The sequence below is a fragment of the Gardnerella sp. DNF01198P genome (assembly GCF_049244165.1).
In the GTDB taxonomy this organism is placed as follows: Bacteria; Actinomycetota; Actinomycetes; order Actinomycetales; family Bifidobacteriaceae; genus Bifidobacterium; species Bifidobacterium swidsinskii.
This window is the reverse complement of sequence record NZ_CP058382.1, coordinates 1,533,626-1,553,349: the sequence shown is the minus strand read 5'-3', so window position 1 is coordinate 1,553,349 and position 19,724 is coordinate 1,533,626. Positions and strand designations below refer to the sequence as shown.

17 protein-coding genes are annotated in these 19,724 nt (G+C 42.7%); 12 read left to right on the top strand and 5 right to left on the bottom strand.

The features are described 5' to 3' along the window. Positions 1 to 40: 40 nt before the first annotated feature. The 4 genes from HXT44_RS06455 (at position 41) to HXT44_RS06440 (ending at position 6,338) form a co-directional block, all read left to right on the top strand. Complete coding sequence (locus HXT44_RS06455) at positions 41 to 1,375, top strand: phosphatase PAP2 family protein (RefSeq protein ID WP_004108062.1); 1,335 nt, start codon at positions 41 to 43, stop codon at positions 1,373 to 1,375. Between the two features lie 131 nt (positions 1,376 to 1,506). Then, positions 1,507 to 4,353 (top strand): type I DNA topoisomerase, encoded by a 2,847-nt coding sequence (topA, locus tag HXT44_RS06450; RefSeq protein ID WP_116432079.1) that lies wholly within the window; start codon positions 1,507 to 1,509, stop codon positions 4,351 to 4,353. Between the two features lie 47 nt (positions 4,354 to 4,400). Further along, positions 4,401 to 5,105, top strand: a complete 705-nt coding sequence (tmk, locus tag HXT44_RS06445) for a dTMP kinase (protein WP_421782843.1) — start codon at positions 4,401 to 4,403, stop codon at positions 5,103 to 5,105. 54 nt (positions 5,106 to 5,159) lie between these two features. Then, on the top strand, positions 5,160 to 6,338 hold the full coding sequence (locus tag HXT44_RS06440; protein WP_064621982.1) for a DNA polymerase III subunit delta': 1,179 nt from the start codon (positions 5,160 to 5,162) through the stop codon (positions 6,336 to 6,338). A gap of 12 nt (positions 6,339 to 6,350) precedes the next feature. Here the strand turns inward: HXT44_RS06440 and HXT44_RS06435 are convergent, their stop codons facing one another. Further along, on the bottom strand, positions 6,351 to 7,430 hold the full coding sequence (locus HXT44_RS06435) for a LacI family DNA-binding transcriptional regulator (protein ID WP_004108041.1): 1,080 nt from the start codon (positions 7,428 to 7,430) through the stop codon (positions 6,351 to 6,353). A gap of 99 nt (positions 7,431 to 7,529) precedes the next feature. Further along, entirely contained in the window at positions 7,530 to 7,796 is a 267-nt protein-coding gene (locus tag HXT44_RS06430; protein WP_004108039.1) for an HPr family phosphocarrier protein, read from the bottom strand. 274 nt (positions 7,797 to 8,070) lie between these two features. On the opposite strand from HXT44_RS06430, the gene ptsP reads away from it, so the two are divergent. From ptsP to HXT44_RS06395, 7 genes are all read left to right on the top strand, one after another. Then, positions 8,071 to 9,729 (top strand): phosphoenolpyruvate--protein phosphotransferase, encoded by a 1,659-nt coding sequence (ptsP, locus tag HXT44_RS06425; RefSeq protein WP_033888406.1) that lies wholly within the window; start codon positions 8,071 to 8,073, stop codon positions 9,727 to 9,729. Positions 9,730 to 9,833: 104 nt separating this feature from the next. Continuing rightward, positions 9,834 to 10,283 carry a PTS sugar transporter subunit IIA gene (locus HXT44_RS06420; RefSeq protein ID WP_004108034.1) on the top strand — a complete coding sequence of 150 codons (450 nt, stop codon included), beginning with the start codon at positions 9,834 to 9,836 and terminating at the stop codon, positions 10,281 to 10,283. A gap of 63 nt (positions 10,284 to 10,346) precedes the next feature. After that, a complete protein-coding gene (locus tag HXT44_RS06415; RefSeq protein ID WP_004104746.1) occupies positions 10,347 to 10,616 on the top strand; it encodes a PTS sugar transporter subunit IIB in 270 nt (89 codons plus the stop codon). 116 nt (positions 10,617 to 10,732) lie between these two features. Continuing rightward, the gene (locus tag HXT44_RS06410; RefSeq protein WP_421782841.1) at positions 10,733 to 12,265 is read left to right on the top strand and encodes a PTS ascorbate transporter subunit IIC; all 1,533 of its coding nucleotides are present in this window, start codon (positions 10,733 to 10,735) and stop codon (positions 12,263 to 12,265) included. A 222-nt stretch (positions 12,266 to 12,487) separates the two neighbouring features. Further along, positions 12,488 to 13,039 (top strand): YbhB/YbcL family Raf kinase inhibitor-like protein, encoded by a 552-nt coding sequence (locus tag HXT44_RS06405; RefSeq protein ID WP_004108030.1) that lies wholly within the window; start codon positions 12,488 to 12,490, stop codon positions 13,037 to 13,039. Between the two features lie 111 nt (positions 13,040 to 13,150). Continuing rightward, on the top strand, positions 13,151 to 14,758 hold the full coding sequence (locus HXT44_RS06400; RefSeq protein WP_004108025.1) for a C69 family dipeptidase: 1,608 nt from the start codon (positions 13,151 to 13,153) through the stop codon (positions 14,756 to 14,758). A gap of 272 nt (positions 14,759 to 15,030) precedes the next feature. Beyond that, a complete protein-coding gene (locus HXT44_RS06395) occupies positions 15,031 to 16,548 on the top strand; it encodes a formate--tetrahydrofolate ligase (protein WP_004108022.1) in 1,518 nt (505 codons plus the stop codon). Positions 16,549 to 16,722: 174 nt separating this feature from the next. Here the strand turns inward: HXT44_RS06395 and HXT44_RS06390 are convergent, their stop codons facing one another. After that, positions 16,723 to 17,565, bottom strand: coding sequence for an alpha/beta hydrolase (locus HXT44_RS06390; RefSeq protein ID WP_410311048.1), 843 nt, complete (start codon positions 17,563 to 17,565; stop codon positions 16,723 to 16,725). A 129-nt stretch (positions 17,566 to 17,694) separates the two neighbouring features. On the opposite strand from HXT44_RS06390, the gene rsmI reads away from it, so the two are divergent. Beyond that, on the top strand, positions 17,695 to 18,597 hold the full coding sequence (gene rsmI, locus HXT44_RS06385; RefSeq protein WP_004108018.1) for a 16S rRNA (cytidine(1402)-2'-O)-methyltransferase: 903 nt from the start codon (positions 17,695 to 17,697) through the stop codon (positions 18,595 to 18,597). Between the two features lie 31 nt (positions 18,598 to 18,628). Here the strand turns inward: rsmI and HXT44_RS06380 are convergent, their stop codons facing one another. Both HXT44_RS06380 and HXT44_RS06375 read right to left on the bottom strand, forming a co-directional pair. Next, the gene (locus tag HXT44_RS06380; protein WP_004108011.1) at positions 18,629 to 18,892 is read right to left on the bottom strand and encodes a hypothetical protein; all 264 of its coding nucleotides are present in this window, start codon (positions 18,890 to 18,892) and stop codon (positions 18,629 to 18,631) included. After that, entirely contained in the window at positions 18,883 to 19,509 is a 627-nt protein-coding gene (locus tag HXT44_RS06375; RefSeq protein WP_012914503.1) for a hypothetical protein, read from the bottom strand. Before HXT44_RS06375 ends, HXT44_RS06380 begins: the two co-directional genes overlap by 10 nt. Between the last annotated feature and the right edge of the window lie 215 nt (positions 19,510 to 19,724).

Sequence of the window (19,724 nt, the reverse complement as noted above, 5' to 3'; positions counted from 1 at the left end):
AAACTAGCGCGGTCGTAAATACTGTCGTAAAGTCTAAAGTATGAGTGAAGAATTTGCAGGAATTCAATCCAATAGCATTGACAATCAGCATGATGATTCTGCTGAGAAAAATGATGCGCTGCCGGTAGGTGGAACTTCGCAAGATGTTAATCGCAACAGTGAAGGTGGTGACTATTCGCATCCTTTGGATTCGATTAATACTATTACGCCATTTTCTCCAATCTCATCTGAAGATAATGACGAAAAAATATCGCCTTTATTTCCAGAAAATAATGAAGAAAAATCTTCTAAACAGTCTGTAAAACAGTTTGTGAAACAAACTAAGCGTCAATCTGATTTGTCTGATTTGTCTGATTTGTCTGATTTGTCTGGCTCGTCCGATTTGTCGTATTCGACTAATCAGTTATCTTCTAAAGATTCTCTATCAGATGCAGATGATATTGATCAGCTTGGTCAGCTTATAAAGCGTCCTAGAATATCTACCATATTGTGGTGTGTTGCTATTGCAATTGTTTTCTTGGCTTCTGCTGCGTTCATATGGTTTATTAGTGTGCAAACAGTACTTGGTCAAAGCTATGAAGAAATGGTAATTGATGGATTTGGTTCTCATGGTACGCCATCTTGGCTTGCATTTTGCTTGCGACCTATAAGCGTTTCTATGGTTGTTATAGTTACTAGCATAATAATTGCTCTTGTTTCACTCATAGTAGTTTGTATTCGTAAACGTTGGTGGCTTCTTGGTCAATGTGCTGGAATTATTATTCTTTCGGCTGCTGCTGAACCATTGAAAAAAATTCTTCCGCGCCCAATGCTTATAAGTATTGAATATTTGTCTGCAAATTCAGCACCTTCAGGTCATACCTTACTTATTACTGCATCATGTGCGTTGCTTATTTGCGCAGTTTCGCGTGTTTGGCGCGCATGGGCAGCGGTAGCTGCAGCTTTTATAAGCGTTCTTGTGGAACTTTCGTTGGTTGCAGCGCATTGGCATAGAGTTTCTGACGTTCTTATGTCATTACTTATCGTTGGTGCTGTAACGCTTATTATGCTCGCATGCACTCGCAGTAGTGGAATGGATATGCCAGCTTATCGACGTTCCTCAATTAGCGTTCAAATTGTAGGAAGCTCTATGATTACGATTGGTGTGTTGGCGTGTTTGTATGCACTTTATTTAATATGGCAAATTCTTCCTGGTGTTGATATTTTTGCTCAATGGGCTGCAAGCGTATCTTATGTAGCAACTTATTGGCTGATTATAGGCGTGTCTTTGCTTGTTTTTGGCGTAATTATGGTAATGCGTCACTCTACAGCTTCGCCGTTGAGTAGGCTTGGATTAGTAGGCGCTCCGCCGACGCCGCCATCTGCTTCTAAGTAATATTGTCTACTCTATCTGCTTTTATCCACCGAGGTGGAATGTAATAGACGTATAACTTAAGTTGCGATACAGTTAGCGTGAAACATATAGTTCGGAATTATATGTTCGATTGTGTTAGGAAAGGAGCGAATATGGCAGCACAGAATAAGCTAGTCATTGTGGAGTCTCCCACGAAAGCGCGAAAAATTGGCGGGTATTTAGGAAATGGCTACACCGTCATGGCTTCAGTTGGGCATATTCGCGATCTCGCTCAGCCAAGCCAAGTTCCAGCCTCACGCAAAGCAGCGTTTGGCAAGTTTGGTGTAGATGTCGATCATGGTTTTGCGCCATATTACGTAGTTGGCTCAGATAAAAAGAAAACTGTTTCCGATTTAAAGTCTGCGCTCGCAAAAGCTGACGAATTATATCTGGCAACTGATGAGGATCGCGAAGGTGAAGCTATTGCGTGGCACTTGGTAGAAGCGTTGAAGCCAACTGTGCCAGTAAAGCGTATGGTGTTTCATGAGATTACTAAGGATGCAATTCAAGCCTCGCTTAGTAATACTCGAAATGTTGACGACAATATGGTTGATGCGCAAGAAACTCGTCGTGTGTTAGACCGTTTGTATGGATATGAGCTTTCTCCTGTTTTGTGGAGGAAAGTTGGTCCTGGTCTTTCTGCTGGACGCGTGCAGTCTGTTGCTACTAGGTTGATTGTTGAGCGCGAACGCGAGCGTATGGCGTTTACTAAGGCGTCTTACTGGGATATTAGCGCGGTTTTAAGTTCTAAAGGCTCAGATGGCGAAAATGTTGATTTTGAAGCGCGCATGAGCGAGCTTTCTGGTCGTCGTTTGGCTGGTTCTAAAGATTTCAATTCAAAAGGTGAGTTGGTCTCTACAAAAGATGAATCACAAAAAGCTTTGCATGTTGATGCTGATTTTGCATCTAAGCTTTCTAAAGCTCTTGAGAATTCAGATTTTGTAGTTGACTCTATGGAAACGAAGCCGTATCGTCGTCGTCCTTTGCCACCTTTTACTACATCAACTTTGCAGCAAACTGCTGGAAACCGACTTTCAATGAGCTCTCGCCAAACTATGCGAGCTGCACAATCTCTATACGAAAACGGCTATATCACTTACATGCGTACGGATTCCGTAACGCTTTCCAAAGAAGCTATCGAAGCTGCGCGTAGTGCTGCTCGTGCAGCATTTGGCGACGAATATGTTTCGCAATCTCCTAAGCAGTACGCAACTACGTCTGCAGGAGCGCAGGAAGCTCATGAATGTATTCGCCCTGCTGGAGCGCGTTTCTTAAGCCCGGACGAGCTTGCAGATAAATTACCTGCGGATCAGCTAAAATTGTATACGCTTATTTGGCAACGAACCCTTGCGTCACAAATGGCTGATGCTACAGGTTTTACAGCAACTGTTAAGTTAAATGCTTCTGCTGGAGAATATGGAGAAGCTTTGTTCCAAGCTTCTGGAACAGTAATTACTTTTGCTGGTTTTATGAAGGTTTTTGGCAATGCTCATGCAACTGAAGGTGAAAGCGATAAGGCACTTCCTCAAATGCAAGCTGGGGATGTTCTTGAAGCTAAAAGTGTTAGTGCGGATTCTCACGAAACTCAGTCTCCTGCAAGATATACTGAAGCTTCTTTAGTTAAAACTTTGGAAGCTAAGGAAATAGGACGCCCTTCTACTTACGCAACGATTATTTCTACAATTATTGATCGCGGATACGTGTATGAGCGTGGACGTGCGTTAATTCCTTCTTGGCTTGCTTTTGCTGTAATTAAACTTTTGGAAGCGAATTTCCCAAAGTATGTTGATTACGCGTTTACTGCTGATATGGAAAATGGTTTGGACAGAATTGCGCATGGTGAAGAAACCGGTCGCGATTGGCTAACTAGATTCTATTTCGGTTCCGGTGAGGGTGCTGCTAATTCTGCTGATGAAGCTCATATTGGTTTGCAACAGCAGGTTGCAGAGCTTGGTGAAATTGATGCGCGTGAAATAAATACCATAGACATTGGCGATGGTTTGCATGTGCGTATTGGACGCTATGGTCCGTACTTGGAAGACATTAAGAATCTTGATGCTGAAGGCAACCCTCGTCATGCTTCTTTGCCAGAAACTTTAGCTCCAGATGAGTTAACTGTTGATGCTGCTCGAGAATTGCTTGAGAATAATGCTGAAGGTCCACGTGTGCTTGGAGTAGATCCAGAAACGGGTGGGAACGTAGAAGTGCGCAATGGTCGTTTTGGTCCGTACGTGGCACTGGTAGAAGAGCAGGATAACGCGGAAGATTCTAAGTCTTCTAAGGCTTCTAAAGCTCGTCCAAAAATGGCTTCTTTGTTTAAAACCATGGATCCAGCGACTTTGACTTTGCAAGAAGCGTTGCAACTCTTGAATTTGCCACGTTTGGTTGGTGAGTATGAAGAAGTTGATGCCGAAGGCGTTGTAAAACTAGCTCGTATCGAAGCAAATAATGGTCGTTACGGTCCATATTTAACTAAAACATATTCTGCTGTAGATACTTCTGCTGGAGAAACTGTGGAATCTAAGCCGGATACGCGATCCCTTTCTAGTGAAGATGCTATTTTTACTGTTACTTTGCAAGAAGCGAAAGATTTATTTGCGCAACCAAAGTACGTTAAGCGTACTCGTGGTGCCGCCAAGCCGCCTCTTCGTGAGCTTGGCGCAGATCCTGAAACTGGAAAGCCAGTAGTGATTAAGGATGGTTTCTACGGAGCTTATATTACTGATGGTGAAACGAATCGCACTTTGCCAAAGCAGTATACGCCTGAATCGATTGATCCGCAGGATGCGTTTGCACTTTTGGCGCAAAAGCGCGCCGCAGGTCCCGTAAAACGCAAAAAGCGCGCGACTAAGAGCACTGCAAAATCTTCTGAAAAGAAGTCTACTGCGAAAAAATCTACCGCAAAGAAAACTTCTACAAAGAAGACTACTTCAAAGAAATCTACCGCTAAAAAAGCATAGGAATGAAATCTAAAGATTAAATAAACCTTGCATATGGAGTCAAAAATATGGCATCTAAAAATGACGATTTTTCTGGTGGCTGCGCTTGCGGAGGAAACTGCGGCTGCAGAAGTGAGCAATCTTATGCAAATAAAGGCTTATTTATTTCTTTCGAGGGCATTGATGGCGTTGGTAAAACTACGCAAGTTGAGGCTCTTAAGGATTATTTGCAATCTTTGGGGCGAGAAGTTGTAGTGACGCGTGAGCCTGGCGGTACGCAGTTGGGTAAAACTTTGCGCGAAATACTGTTGCATGGCACGAGTGTATCTGCCAGAACAGAAGCTTTGCTTTTTGCTGCGGATCGTGCACAGCATGTTGCGCAAGTGATTCGCCCGGCACTTAGCCGTGGTGCAGTAGTAATAACGGATCGTTATATTGATTCTTCGCTTGCTTACCAAGCAGGCGGTCGCGAATTGACTAAGAATGATGTGCGAACTTTAAGTGAGTGGGCAACGGATTCGCTATGGCCTAATCGCACTTATTTGCTAGATATGCAACCGGAAGATGCTTTTAAGCGTTTGCATCGCGAGCAAGATCGCATGGAATCAGTTGGAATAGATTTCGCTCGTCGCACTAGAGAAGCATTTTTAGATTTAGCGCAGGAGTCTGCAGATCGTTATCGCGTATTAGACGCAACGTTCTCGGCGAAATCATTATTTGAACTTATTGTGCAAGACGTACATAACTTAATTGAAGAAATTGAAACTAAATAAAATGGCGAACTTTATAAAGTGAAGAAGTAGAGAAGCTATGCAGGGGGTGAAGCGATGAGTGTGTGGGATAGCGTTATTGGGCAAGAACAGGTAGTTTCGCGATTGCGAAACATTGCTTGTGCGGACGCTAGCAAAATAGCGCAATCTTGGCTGATTTGCGGATCTGCTGGCTTCGGTAGTGCGCAAGTTGCGCGCGCTTTCGCTGCAGCTCTCGAAAGTCCGGATCATGGAGAAGGCAGTGATGGAATTAGTGGCGAAGGTGAGCTTAGTAAAACTGCCAAAGAAGTTTTAGCAGGATCGCATCCTGATGTGCATACGCTTGCAACAAAAGGCGTAACTCTTAGCATTGACGATGTGCGTGAGGCAATTGGGATTTCTGAGCAGATGCCTAGCACTGCTCCTTGGCGAATCATAATTATTGAAGATGTTGACCGAATGTTGGAACGTAGCACGAACGTTCTTCTTAAAGAGATTGAAGAGCCAAGTGAGCATACGATTTGGCTTTTATGCGCTTCAAGTGTTATGGATGTGCTTCCAACAATTCGTTCGCGTACACAACTTGTGCAATTAGCTACTCCAAACGAGCAGTCTATAGCAGAATATCTTACTAAAAAAACGGATGCGGATAATAAGCTAGCGAGTCGTGCAGCCAGGCTTTCTCAAGGAAATATAGCAACTGCTTTTATTTACGCAAGCGATGAGCGTGCTTTAAGTAGGCGAGATGAGCTTGTTGCAGGATTGCTTCGTATGCATGATGCTGCCGACGCAATTATGCTTGCTGCAATGCTTATTGACGATGCAAAAGCACAAGCAGAAGATGAGGTTCAGCGAAATGTTGAGGATCAACAAAAAGAATTTCGCAGAATTAACGGATTAGGCGATGAGGATCGCATTCCGCCCAAATTGCGCGCAAACTACAATGCAATTGGAAAAAAGGATGATGTAAAACGTAAAGTAACTCGTGTAAGCCGTGACGTGTTATGCCGTTCTCTTGACGCAATCGATAGCGTGTATAGAGACGTTTTAGTTGTTATTAACGACGCGCAAAAGTCTTCGCCAATTATAAATCAGGAATACAAGTCTAGAATTGTCCAGTTGGCACAAAGCATGACAGCAAGTAGAGCCTTGGATTGCGTTGACAGTATTGCTACTGCTCGTCGTCGGCTTTCGAGAAATGGTAACGCAACTCTTGTTTTTGAAGCGCTATTTTGCTCACTTTTGCAAAGTCAATAAAATGCAAAAGTATCATATCCTCCACGGAAGTGACATATCGCTTGTGCCTATTCTTGGTGAATTTGTTGATTCGCGTCGCATGATTTCTGGTCTAAACTCCATATGTGCAGGTAACCAATGTTGCTCTGATTTGTTGACAGCGGTTAGGCGGATTGCTTCGCGTGCAATTTGCTGGTACGGAGGACGGATTGAAGAAAGCTTTGGTTCAGATATTTCTGCCTGTCTGCTATCTCCGTAACCTATTACGAGAACATCCTGCGGAACTTGCAAAGAAAGCTCATCTAAAGCTAGAAGTGCTCCAAGTGCGACAGCGTCATTTGCGCAAATAACAGCGTCTGGTTTGCGAGATTGCTTAGCAGTAGAATCAGAAAAAAGCCGCATTGTATCCTTGAATCCACGTTGATAAGTAAGTTCTCCAAAAGTTGTCCAATCTGGCTCAGAAAGTAAACTTAATCGGCTTGCAGCAGTCTGAAAATTGGCAAATAGGTTTGCGCTTTGTGTGGAGTCAACATTTCCACTTAAATAAGCAATATTATGGGCATCGTGATGCGAAAGATGTATTAAAGCAGCTTCCATCATTGATTCTTGATCCATGCCAACCCAATTGACGTGGAATGAAGTAGCAGTGCCACCAATTTGCACAATGGGAAGATTGTCAACGTAGTTTTCAAGTGTTTTTGTTAAATCACTATTGTTAGATGGCATGACAATAAGACTGTCAACATTATGACCGATAAGCTCTTCTATGCGTTCTTCTTGAGCTTCTGCGTCTTTTCCAGTTCCAACAAGAAGTATTTTATCTATTTCATGAGCTGCTTCATCCAATGCAGAAAGCATATTTACACTGAATGAATCATCTACGTTGCTTGTGCCTATTACTACGCCGATTGTATTAGTTGTGTCACTTCTTAATGCGCTTGCTGCATAATTTACTGAATAATTAAGCTGCTCTGCAGCTTTTCTTACGCGTTTTGCAATATCGTCATCTTTGGCTCGTCTACCAGAAAGTACACGAGATACTGTTGCAATTGAAACTTTTGCAAGAGCTGCTACATGAGTTATGGAGGCGTTTTGATTAGTTTGATTTGTCATATTTGCCCCCGAATAAGTGCGGTGCTGTAATTATTGGTAAACAGCACCGCAAATTGAATATTATTTATTTGTCAGTTTATGTACACTTATTTATTTATATTATTCGCCTTTCGTGACTACATCGACAAGATTGTTAGCTACATTTTCAGCGTCTTCACCATCAACGGTAATTGTGATTGAATCTCCTTTAGTAATACCCAATCCCATAATTGAAAGAATGCTATTCGCACTTACAGGGGTACCTTCGCCTTTCGCAATCGTTACAATGCAATTTGAGGACATCGCGGCTTGAGAAAATTCTGACGCTGGGCGAGCATGTATTCCAACTGGGTCTTCAATAGTAACAGTACGAGTTGCAATTGCCATTTTTTCTCCTTTGAATAATAATTAACAAATTCTGCTTTTATTTTTATTTTTCATATAAAAGCAAACCATATTTTTTCTTAAGGTTTTTTTGTTTGCTATTTTCAACATTAAGTGTAGCATAATTAATTGAAAAATACAGAAAACGTTTTCACTTGTTGTAACAACGTTTTTAATGGTGTATAGTTTCATTAGTAAGAAACGTTTACCTACAAGAAATGCTTATGCGGCGTTGCGGCCGTAATAAAGTTTCTAAACCTAAAGGAGGGTTTTAAGTATGGTAATCACTGGTGTTGGCATTGGGCGCTCGATGGCATATGGTGAAGTATTGTGTATGGCACCTGCTTTGCATGAGCCAGAGGATTCTCCTCGTGCTGTTAGTGTGTTGGCTGAGGATGCAAAAAAGGCTGTTAAAAATGCTTTAAATGAAGTAAATAAAGACCTAAACCATCGTGCAAGTGAGGCTCTTGAAGCAAAGGATGAGGGGACTCGAAAAGCAGCACCAATTATGCAAGCTCTTGCACAGATGGCATCGGATCCAGCGTTAATAAGTGCAATTGAATCTGGTATTGATAAGGGGAAAACAGCGGAACGTGCCACTTGGGAAGGGTTCGCACAATTTGAAGACATGTTGCGTAATCTTGGTGGTTACATGGCTGAGCGTGCAGGAGATTTGCATGATGTTGGCCAGCGTGTTATTGCATCTTTGATTGGTGTTGAAGCTCCTGGGGTGCCGGAAAGTGATTCGCCTTTTGTGCTGGTTGCTAGGGATCTTTCACCTGCTGATACAGCTTCACTTGATTTAAGCAAGGTTCAGGCAATTGTCACTCTTGATGGTGGTCCTACAAGTCACACTGCTATTCTTGCTCGTGCTCGTGGAATTGTTGCTGTTGTTGGAGCACACGATGCCTCTCAGCTGAAGAATCATCAAATTGTTGTAGTAGATGCCGTTAATGGTCATGTTATAAGCAGTCCTAGTGAAGAAGAGATCGCGCATGTTAAAGAGTCTCGTGAGCGTTTAAGCCGCGCTCGTGAATTGCGTGGATTGCCTGGAAGTACAAAAGATGGTCATTTGATTCCTCTTTTGGCAAATGTAGGAAAGCCCTCAGATGCCGTAACTGCTCATGAGTATGGAGCAGAAGGAGTAGGTCTATTCCGAACGGAATTTCTGTTTATTGGTAACGAGCAACCGCCTAGTATAGAAGAACAAACAGAATCTTATACAGAGTTACTATCTCAGTTTGAAGGCAAGAAAGTTGTTATTCGATTGCTTGATGCTGGAGCAGATAAACCGTTACCATTCTTGACTCCTGAAGATGAACCAAATCCTGCCCTCGGACTTCGAGGTTTGCGTACTCTAAGACAGCATATGGATGTTCTAGATGGTCAGCTGGAGGCATTATCTCGTGCTGATGCTGTGACGAATGCTGACTTATGGGTGATGGCTCCAATGGTTTCAGACGAACATGAAGCAGCATATTTTGTAAAACTTGGTAAATCTAAAGGTCTTAAAAAGGTTGGCATTATGGCAGAGGTGCCTTCTATCGCTCTTGTTGCCGAGGAGGTTGCTCAAGTTGCTGATTTTGTATCTATCGGAACGAATGATTTGACGCAATACACTCTTGCAGCAGATAGAACCCTTGGGTCTGTTTCTAATTATCAAACTGCTTGGCACCCTGCAGTGTTGCGCGCGATCAAAATGATTGCAGACGCTGGTAACGCACATGGTATGCCAGTCGGAGTGTGTGGAGAAGCTGCAGCAGATCCAGACTTAGCGATTGTTCTTACAGGTCTCGGTATTAACTCGCTTTCTATGACGCCAGTTGCTTTGGACGATGTTCGAGCAGAACTTGCTCAAACTACATTTGATGAAGCTAAAGCTAAAGCTCATGAGGCTTTAGCTGGAAAGTTCTACCACTCAATCATGCAAGAATAAGCCAAGGGAGTAATTCAAAATATGATCGTTACGAAGAACATTAAAAATTCGATTACCAATCAGAAATAATCAAGAATAATTAACATGCTTAGAAAAGAGAAAATATGAGTGCTGATATTGATGAGCTTCTCCCGGATTCTGCAGTAAACCTTGATATTGCAGCGAAAGATTGGCGTGATGCTATTTGTCTTGCGGGCAATGCTTTGAAGGAGTCTGGCTTTACTACTGATGAATATACGGATCAGATGATTGAAACAGTTGAAAAAATGGGTCCGTATATTGTTATTGCCCCAGGCTTGGCTTTGGCGCATTCGCGCCCGTCGGAAGCAGTGTTAAAAAGTGGTTTGAGCTGGATTCGTTTAAGTACGCCCGTTAAATTTGGTAACACTGCCAACGATCCGGTCTCTTTAGTAATTGGTCTTGCAGGTCACGATGAAAATGAGCATATTGGCGTTATGTCCGCGGTTGCTGCAGCTTTGTCTAATCCTGTGAAGACTAGAGAACTTGCGCAAGCAAAAAACGCTAAAGAAATTCGCGCAATTCTTAAAAGTTAAATACTAAAGAATTAGCTAATTTTGCAAAATTAAAAAAATACAACTCAACGAAAGAGGTTATCTATGAATATTCTATGTGTATGCGGAAACGGCATTGGCACGTCTGTACTTTTAAAAATCAATGTTGAGGCTGCGGCAGCAGACTTAGGTCTTGATGTTACAGTTACTACTTCCGATGCTGGAAGTGCAAAAGGTACTGCCAATATGAATGATCTTGTGCTCACTTCTCCTCAGCTTGCTCCAGAGCTTGAGGGCACTACCACTCCTGTAGAAACAATTGAAAATTTCATGGATGTTGAAGAGGTGAAGGGTGTGCTTGAGCGTTACGCATAAATTATGTGTAACAAATAAACGTTTGATTATGCTGATTACGTGCTTACTGCTTTGGCATAGTCATACTGTTATTTCATGCGCTATTCGCTTTTTCTAAATAAAAAGAAGGAAATAAGATGAACATTGTAGTTCAGGTTTTAAATTTCATAAGTCAGCAGATTTTGAATGTGCCGGCTTATTTGATTGGTATTATTGCAGCAATCGGTCTTATCGCACTCAAGCGTAGTGCAGGACAGGTGATTGCAGGCGGCTTAAAGGCTGCTATGGGTTACCTCATTTTGGGTGCAGGTGCTGGCGTTGTTGTTGGCGCCCTTGCTCCATTTGGCGACTTGGTTTTGAAGTCTACTGGTGCTCATGGTGTTGTACCTACAAATGAGGTTATTACTGCTCAGGCTGCAGGTCAGTACGGTGCTACTTCTGCGTACATTATTGTGCTCAGCTTCGTTCTTATGCTTCTTGCTGCACGCTTTACTCCTCTGAAGTACATATTCTTGACTGGTCACCACATGGTGTTCATGTCTATGCTTTTGGCTCTAGTTCTTTCCGTTGGTTTTGGCGCAAGCAACCAGTTGCTTATTGTTATTGTCGGCTCTGTCATTATGGCAACGGTTATGGTTGTTCTGCCAGCTTTTGCGCAGCCTTTTATGAACCGTATTACTGGTAGCGATAAGCTCTCGATTGGTCACTTTAACTCCTTAAGTTACATTGTTTCTGGTGCTGTTGGTGCTGCTGTTGGTAAGAAGTCTAAGTCTACTGAAGATATCAACTTCCCTAAGGGATTGAGCTTCTTGCGTGATTCAATGGTCTCCACGACTTTGTTGATGGTTGTGCTGTATTTGGTATTCGCAGTGTGGGCTTCGGTTGTGTTGCCAGTAAAGGAACTCTTCAAGATTTTCGCGTCTCATCCTACGGACTATAGTGCCTTCTACATGGCGGCTTTTGCTCAGGCTTTGCAATTTGGAATTGGTGTTAGTGTCATCCTCTACGGCGTTCGTATTATTTTAGGTGAATTGGTTCCTGCATTCCAGGGTATTGCTAACAAGGTCGTTCCAGGCGCTCGTCCAGCATTGGATATTCCAATCGTATTCCCATACGGTGCTAATGCTTCTCTTATTGGCTTCTTGTCTTCCTTCGTTGGAGGTCTTGTAGCTCTCGGACTTATTGCAATTTGGATGGGTTCAGCTTGGGGATTGGCATTGATTCTCCCAGGAATGGTGCCTCACTTCTTCGATGGTGGTGGTGCAGGCGTGTTTGGTAATGCAACCGGTGGTCGTCGTGGTGCTATTCTCGGTGGTTTTATTAACGGTTTAATTATTACATTCCTTCCAGCAGTATTGCTTACTGTTATGGGTTCCTTCGGCTTGGCAAACTCCACCTTCGGCGATGCTGACTTTGGTTGGATTGGTACTGTTGTGGGTAACTTCGCTCACCTCGGTGCTGGCGTTGGTGCTATAAGCTTGATTATTGTTGCTGTTATTCTGTTTGCCTTGGCTTGGGTATGGCAGGTTAAGGTTGTTAACACTGGCTGGCTTCCTGCAGTAAAGCATGCTGAGTTCATTGAAGAAATTAAGAAGCAAGAGCGTGCTGCTAAGAAAGCAGCTATGGCAGCTAAGGCTGCTGAAACTCATGAGGAGGCTGTTACAAAATAAATAGAGTACGGTAAAAAATTACATTTTAGTTAATGCGCCCAGTTTAGATTTTTCTGGGCGCACGTTTTATATTGACCGTCAAATTATGCAGTTAGCGTTGTTTCTGTAGTGTTTTTTGCTTGAGCGTCACAATCTGCTTGAACAATTAAATTACGTGAACGTTTGCGTTTATTTGTTACTCGCGCAGTTGATTAGTGTTGTGTAATGGTAGATACTTAAATTATGAATATTTCTACAGATTTCACTACTGTTCCAGACGATTATTCTAAAGCTGCGCCGGAGCAGAATAAAATCAATGGAATTCCAGTAGTTTCGTTTCCATTTTATATAGATAAATTGCCATCTTTCGTGCATTATTTGCATTGGCGTTTTGTTGACGACGACGCAATACCGGTATGCGGTTTTGAGTGGATTCACTGGACTGCTGCAAACGTGCCTGTTGAAGCGTTAATGTTTGATTTTAACGATTCTCACGCTTTGCAAATACCGGAAGATTTTTCTCGCACGATGACTTCTATGATTCCAGAAGCGCTTCAAGGACGTAACTCGCAAGCAAGCAGATTTATTGGTTGCACTGATCCAGCAATTACTATGCGTTACAACGGCCCGCAGCCTCCTGATAAAGATCACGAATACATGTTTGAAGTTTTTGGTACAGAAAAGCCTTTGCCAAACCTTAAACCGGGATTCTATATGAATGAATTGTTGCGTGAAGTAAGAAACGTAACTTCAGGTGTAGATGCTGATGGCATGTTCCTTACTGGTAAAGCCTAAACGCAAGCACGAGGGCAACCAATTAGGTCAGCAGTTAACGCCTAAGCGTTAGAATCAAACAGTAATAAATCTAAAAATAAAATATAAAATCTAAAAACAGAGGATGCAAATATGGCATGCACAACAATTCTTGTTGGTCGAAAAGCAAGCTACGACGGATCTACGCTTATTGCGCGTAACGAAGACTCCGCAAATGGCGAATTTAATCCAAAGCGCTTAGTGGTAGTAAAGCCGGAAGATCAACCTCGCGTTTATAAGTCTGTTCTTAGCCACGTAACAGTTGAGTTGCCGGATAATCCAATGCAATACACAAGCGTGCCAAACGCAGACTTGCGCGAAGGAATTTGGGGAGAAGCTGGCGTTAACGAAGCAAACGTTGCAATGAGCGCAACTGAAACGCTTACATCCAACGAGCGTGTGTTAGGCGCAGATCCAATGGTTGAGCTTCAAAAAGCGCAAGGCAAAGTTGGGGATGCTGACTATAAGCCGGAAGTGCCGGGTGGAATTGGTGAAGAAGACTTCTTAACGCTTGTTTTGCCTTATATTCGTAGCGCTCGCGAAGGTGTTGAGCGTTTGGGCGCATTGCTTGAAAAGTACGGCACTTATGAGATGAATGGCGTTGCATTTTCGGATGTGAACGAGATTTGGTGGTTTGAAACTGTCGGTGGTCATCATTGGATTGCTAAGCGTGTGCCGGATGAAGCTTATGTTGTTATGCCAAACCAGCTTGGAATTGACGAGTTCGATTTAGATGATGCTTTTGATCTTCAAGAAGAGCATATGTGCTCGGCTGATTTGCTTGAATTTATTGAAGAAAATCACTTGGATTTGTCGGTGGAAAACGCTTCTCCGTTTAACCCTCGTGATGCTTTTGGCTCTCATTCGGATGCTGACCACGTGTACAACACTCCTCGCGCATGGTTCATGGAGCGCTTCTTGAATCCGTATGACGAAGTGTGGGATGGTAAAGACGCTGATCATCGTCCGGACAGCAACGATATTCCTTGGGCTCGCCAGCCTGAGCGCAAGGTAACAATTGAAGACGTTAAGTACGTTTTGAGCTCTCACTATCAGGGTACTGAGTATGATCCTTACGGCAAGCTTGGAGATGAGTATACTCGTCATATGCTGCGTCCAATCGGCATTAACCGTCAAAGCGAGCTTGCTGTAATGCAAATCCGCCCTTACATGCCGGAAGCAATGCGTGCAATTCAGTGGATTACTTACGGTTCTAATCCTTTCAATTCTTTGATTCCGTTCTATCCAAACGTAAATCGCACTCCAAAGTATTTGGAAGATACGACTACTCGCGTAACAAGCGAAAACTTCTATTGGGAGAATCGCATTATTGCTGCTCTTGCGGATGCCGCATTTAACGACACTGCAAACGCGATTGAGCGCTACCAAGAAGTTGTCGGTTCCCTTGGTCACGCAATGGTCAAGTCTACGGATGCTGCCGTGGCAGATATTCTTGGCGTTGATTTGGCTGATTACGAGCCAGAACGTGAAGGTGATGAAGGCGAAGATTACGATGATTTAGTTCGCGATCCCGAAGCTATTATTGCCGAGCTTCGCAACGATAAAGTGCGTGAGGCTTTGGCTGAAGCAAATGACGATATGGCGGCAAAGTTGAAGAAAGAAACCGATTCTTTGCTTGACACGGTGCTGTACATCACTAGCATGCGTATGAAGAATGGTTTTAATCGTTCTGATCACTGAAATGCAATTAAATAAGTTTTCTCGTAATTGATATGGAAAAACTTACGAAAATAATTTAATAACTCAGATGCCTTCCTAAGAAATGAACTTTTTATTTCATGTGGAAGGCATTTTTGTTATCTTTTGTTATTTTGCTATAGACGTTGCTAATAGCGCGTATAGATATTGCGTGTGGTGCCTATGCTGCGAACAAACAATCGTATAGTATGAATCATGTAATTAACATTATCCGCATGCATAGTTGTGCCAATATGCCTATGAAAGAGGGGTACATGAGCATTCTTGATTCATACACTACAACATTCGGTTTGGTTAAAAAAATTGATGCCTTTGGGTACTTGGATTATTTAAAGCAACATCCAGAGGAGCCTAGGAAGCGCGGTAAAGTTCTGCTTGTTACTGCTGATACTCCTTTGAAAGCTTCTCGCGGAGAAGGTAAAACGACTACAACTATTGCGTTGGTTGATGCTTTGCGTGAGCGAGGTGTGGACGCAGCTGCAGTTCTTCGTCAGCCAAGCATGGGCATTACAGCTGCTGGTTCTAAAGGTGGTGCAAGTGGTGGCGGTAAGTCTTCGCTTTCTCACCCTGAGTTGATTGACTGGGGTTTGTGTGGTGAAATGGCTGCTATTGCTTGCGCGCAGAATTTGCTTGTGTCGTTTGCGGAAAAAGCAGTCGACGAGGGTGCCCTTGATACTATTTTAGTTCCTCGAGTTAGCGAAGTTCCTTCGCGATCTTTGCGAAGCATTGCTGTTGATTTTGGCAAGGGGACTGTTCCTGAGCGCGTCGTTTTGACGCCAACTTGTGAGCTCATGCAAATCGTAGTGTTGTCGCGCAGTATGGACGAGATTTCTCATCGTGTTTCTTCAATGATTGCTGGCACAAAAGACGGTAAGTCTGTTCAGTTTGGCGAGTTTGTGGATTTGTGGCGAATCACCAATATTCTTGCCGACGCTGTAAAGCCTGCTAAAACTGAGACGATTAATGGTTCTCCAATTTACGTTCATTGTGGCCCGTTTGCGAACGTTTCGCTTGGTATTCCAAGCCTTGTAAGTGTTGAAATGGCTTGCGCTGAGCATGATGTTGTGGTTGTAGAAGCAGGTTATGGTACGGATGCTGGTGCTCAAAAGTGGTTAGATATTGCTGCTCGCGAGTTTGGTGCAAAGTGGCCTGCTGCTGCAGTTGTAGTTACTCGCGCAACTACTTGGCGAGATGACGAAACTTTGGCTTGGCGTTACCCATTCCATGTTTCTCGTTTGGAATCTCTTAATATCCCTACGTTCCCGTTGATTAATTTGTGGGAAGGTGAAGATAATCAAGTTCCTGAATTGTTGGAACAAGCTAAGTCTTTAGGATTCAGAAAGCCGATTGTTGGCAATTTATTCCGCGATGGTGGCGATGGTTTGGCAAATCAGCTGGACGATTTTGTGTCTGCAATAACTGATGATGTTGAAACGAAAGTTCCAGAAAGTAGGCGTGGAAAGACGCTTAGGGAGCGAATTAACTTGCTGTGCGCAGAAGCTTACGGTGTTCCTACTGAGCGTGTGATCGATAAAGCAGGTTTTGCTGATTCATTGAAAGAAGCGCAGAATTTGTGTGCAAATTCTGGAGTTGTTTTCGATGACCTCGCGCTTGTTGCTGTAAAGTCGCCAGCAACTATGACTGACGATGATCATGCACCTGAAGATTCTCGCACTGTGACATTGAAGAAAGTGGAAGTTCACGCTGGAGCTGGAGTTGTGCAAGTAAATCTCACATCTTCACTAACTACTCCAATGCCAAAAATAGTGTGAAATATTAATAGTGTGATTTTCTCTTAAATATTGAGATTAATTAAAATTACTTATTAATAGCAAGTAACAAAACGTCGTCGACATATCAATCATGGTGTGTGGGCGACGTTTTGTTTTTGCTTTGTTTACCAAATGGGTTAAAAAGGGAACAAACGCGGGAGAGTTGAAGTTAAATTACGCAAAAGTGCGATGCAACCAATCGCAAGCAAGCTTAACCCACTGCTGAACTTCTGGCTGAACAAATTCAGTAAGCACATTTCCGTTTTCGTCGCGTTTTGCTGTTTCTTTAACTGCCAAAGCTAAGCCGTGAGGTCCTTTAGGGAACAGGTGCGCTTCAACACTTACTCCAGCTTCAACGCAAGCGTTCACAAACATTATTGAATTTTCTACTGGAACTGTTTGATCAGTAATGGTTTGCCATACAAATACAGGTGGAGTTTTACGATCCACGTGATTTTCCAGCGAAAGTTTATTGACAAGTTCAGTTCGCTCTTCGTCGCTAACTTCTCCAAATAGACGATCGAACGTTGGCTTATGCGCATATTTCCCAGCAGAAATAACAGGATATGCGAGCATAAGAGCATTTGGGCGCACGTCATCAGCAGCATACCCGTTTGCTTCCTCAACTTCGTCGCTAACGCTAGTTGCAAGGTTTGCAGCCACATGCCCTCCAGCGGAGAATCCAATAATTGCAACTTTTTGCGCATCTACGTGCCATTCTTTTGCGTTTTTGCGAATTAAGCTGATCGCTTCTGCTGCTTCTAAAAGCTGAGTTGGGTATGTGCTTGGAGTAAGCGAGTATCGCAACACAAAAGTGTGGAATCCTTCTGCAGCAAACTTCATGGCAACAGGCTCTGCCTCACGATTCGATACGCGCAAGAAGCCTCCGCCTGGCAAAATTAGAATTGCAGGACGGTTTTGCAAGCCTTTGCTATCTAAATTATCGTCTAAAATATATCCAATAAGCTGCGCATCGCTTCCATCTATACTTTTTATTTTCTGATTTATAATCTTCATAGTGTCTCTTTTCGTTTCGCTTATATTGCAATTACACTAAGCATAATTCTAATCAAATACCTCGCTTTGTAAGTGCGTTCTTTTATAAATTCGTGTAGAGTTTTAAGAAGTTTTATAAGGAGATTCAAGATGTGTAACGAAGAAGATAGTTTAGGTAAAGTTGTTTTAGCTGCTACGCCTATCGGGAATATGGCAGACGCTTCTGCACGATTAATTAATCTTCTTGAAACTGCTGATATTGTTGCTGCTGAAGACACGCGTAGGCTTTATGATTTAGCGAATCGCCTTGGTGTACATGTTTCTGGTAGCGTAATCGCATACCACGATCATAATGAGCGAAATAAGGCAGATGGCTTGCTAGACAAAGTTGAGCAGGGTAGCACTGTTCTTGTTGTTTCAGACGCAGGTATGCCTACCATTAACGACCCGGGTCTTGCTGTTGTTCGACGTGCAATAGAGCGAGATTTGCCTGTTACTTGCGCGCCTGGTCCTAGTGCAGTTTTAGATGCGCTTGCTCTTTCTGGATTGCCAACCGATCGCTTCTGTTATGAAGGCTTTTTGCCTCGTAAATCTGGTGAGCGTCAACAGCATTTGCGCTCACTTAAAGCCGAGCGACGAACAATAGTATTTTATGAGGCTCCACATCGTATTGCAGAAGCAATGGAAGACATATTGGCAGTACTTGGTTCTAATCGTCCAATGGCGTTATGCCGTGAACTTACAAAAGATTTTGAGGAAATTCGTCGTGGAACTGTGCAAAGTATTCACGATGGTGTTTTAGCGGATCCTCCTCGAGGTGAAATAGTTTTAGTTATCGGTGGTGCAAGTGATGAAGAAGTGCAGTCTGAAAGCACAGATTTAAGCATTGATGCTCTTGCAAAGCTTTCGCTTGAATGTGCAGAATCCGAAGGTTTGCGCATAAAAGAAGCAATTACAAAAGTAGTAAAAGAGCATCCGTTTGCTGACGGATCTTTTGCTAATCGTAAGCAAGTTTATGCGTCTTGTCTTGAGCATAAACCTGATCAAAAATAAGATTTCTGCTTTTGCTACTATTTTTTGCTTTCTATTCATTGCTGTCATACGCAGAAAATAGCACTTCAAAACTGTAACGAACGTCAGGTCCACCTTGTTGAGAAATATATTCTAAAATTTGCGCGTCTGCTGAAGGGTTTGCAATAATCCATTTTCGAAGTTCCGGTATTTTTTGCGCGATGTACCATAGCACTTCCATTTTTGTTGCAGGGTCGATAGCAACAGATGGCGTGAGTATTATAGGTGGTTTTGGAGGGCTGTTTGTTTTAGTTGCATAAGAGTTCTTCATTTCCATGGTTTGTTTGCTTCTTTCGCAATGTTTCGTATCCAATTTCTTGCATGTATTGAGCCTGGGAAATATGGGTTTCCGTCAATAGTACGTTTGCATTTTCGCAAGTCAATGCTGTATTTAGATATCAATAGGTGAGCAATATCTTTTCTATAAGGTTCGTGCTCTTCGTTTTCGCTTGGAGTGTACGCTAAATCGCAAATTGTTCGTTCTGGCGTTGTTATTCTAATTTTTCCAAGTATTACGTATTCTTCATTGTTTAAGTGTCTTCGAAATGCGCGAATCGCATGACCGTGCGGCTTTTTTCTTCTGTGCCCATAATCAATAACATCTATATTTTCAGGAAAATGACCCCCTATCCAAACCCATGCTGCAGTAAATAAACAGGCTATGCTTTCTGTAGGCATAAGATTGCTCACAATATTGCTTCTTCCTTGAGTGGAAATAGCTGCCTTATTTGAATATCCTGCATTTAAATCAAGCCTATTGAATACACCAATTTGAGAAAGTTTTTTCATGCACATTGGACCTGGTAAATGGTTGTCGTCAAGTAATTCTGGGAATTGCGTTTGTGTTTCTTCGCAAATATCCAATAAATTGCGCATATTTTGTTGGTTTTTCAATTTTCTTTAATCCTTTCTTTTTGCATATTTATTTTTCAGCGCGATTATTTACGATTCGTATTGTGCATATTGTTGTTTTTTAGTGCATGTTTTCTAGTGCATTAGTTTCGTAGTGCATAAGTTGAGATTATGTTTATATTTGCTTCAATTCCAGGCTGGTTTTATAACTTGTGGATATGTGGATGAACTCGTGTGAGGCTTGTTATCCAGCGTGT

Excerpts from the sequence above, each read along its gene's own strand:
- topA (WP_116432079.1), top strand. The coding sequence starts at position 1,507 with ATGGCAGCACAGAATAAGCTAGTCATTGTGGAGTCTCCCACGAAAGCG.
- HXT44_RS06430 (WP_004108039.1), bottom strand. The coding sequence starts at position 7,796 with ATGGCAATTGCAACTCGTACTGTTACTATTGAAGACCCAGTTGGAATA.
- HXT44_RS06415 (WP_004104746.1), top strand. The coding sequence starts at position 10,347 with ATGAATATTCTATGTGTATGCGGAAACGGCATTGGCACGTCTGTACTT.
- HXT44_RS06420 (WP_004108034.1), top strand. The coding sequence starts at position 9,834 with ATGAGTGCTGATATTGATGAGCTTCTCCCGGATTCTGCAGTAAACCTT.
- HXT44_RS06380 (WP_004108011.1), bottom strand. The coding sequence starts at position 18,892 with ATGGAAATGAAGAACTCTTATGCAACTAAAACAAACAGCCCTCCAAAA.
- HXT44_RS06410 (WP_421782841.1), top strand. The coding sequence starts at position 10,733 with ATGAACATTGTAGTTCAGGTTTTAAATTTCATAAGTCAGCAGATTTTG.
- HXT44_RS06390 (WP_410311048.1), bottom strand. The coding sequence starts at position 17,565 with ATGAAGATTATAAATCAGAAAATAAAAAGTATAGATGGAAGCGATGCG.
- tmk (WP_421782843.1), top strand. The coding sequence starts at position 4,401 with ATGGCATCTAAAAATGACGATTTTTCTGGTGGCTGCGCTTGCGGAGGA.
- HXT44_RS06400 (WP_004108025.1), top strand. The coding sequence starts at position 13,151 with ATGGCATGCACAACAATTCTTGTTGGTCGAAAAGCAAGCTACGACGGA.
- HXT44_RS06440 (WP_064621982.1), top strand. The coding sequence starts at position 5,160 with ATGAGTGTGTGGGATAGCGTTATTGGGCAAGAACAGGTAGTTTCGCGA.
- HXT44_RS06395 (WP_004108022.1), top strand. The coding sequence starts at position 15,031 with ATGAGCATTCTTGATTCATACACTACAACATTCGGTTTGGTTAAAAAA.
- HXT44_RS06435 (WP_004108041.1), bottom strand. The coding sequence starts at position 7,430 with ATGACAAATCAAACTAATCAAAACGCCTCCATAACTCATGTAGCAGCT.
- rsmI (WP_004108018.1), top strand. The coding sequence starts at position 17,695 with ATGTGTAACGAAGAAGATAGTTTAGGTAAAGTTGTTTTAGCTGCTACG.
- ptsP (WP_033888406.1), top strand. The coding sequence starts at position 8,071 with ATGGTAATCACTGGTGTTGGCATTGGGCGCTCGATGGCATATGGTGAA.
- HXT44_RS06405 (WP_004108030.1), top strand. The coding sequence starts at position 12,488 with ATGAATATTTCTACAGATTTCACTACTGTTCCAGACGATTATTCTAAA.
- HXT44_RS06455 (WP_004108062.1), top strand. The coding sequence starts at position 41 with ATGAGTGAAGAATTTGCAGGAATTCAATCCAATAGCATTGACAATCAG.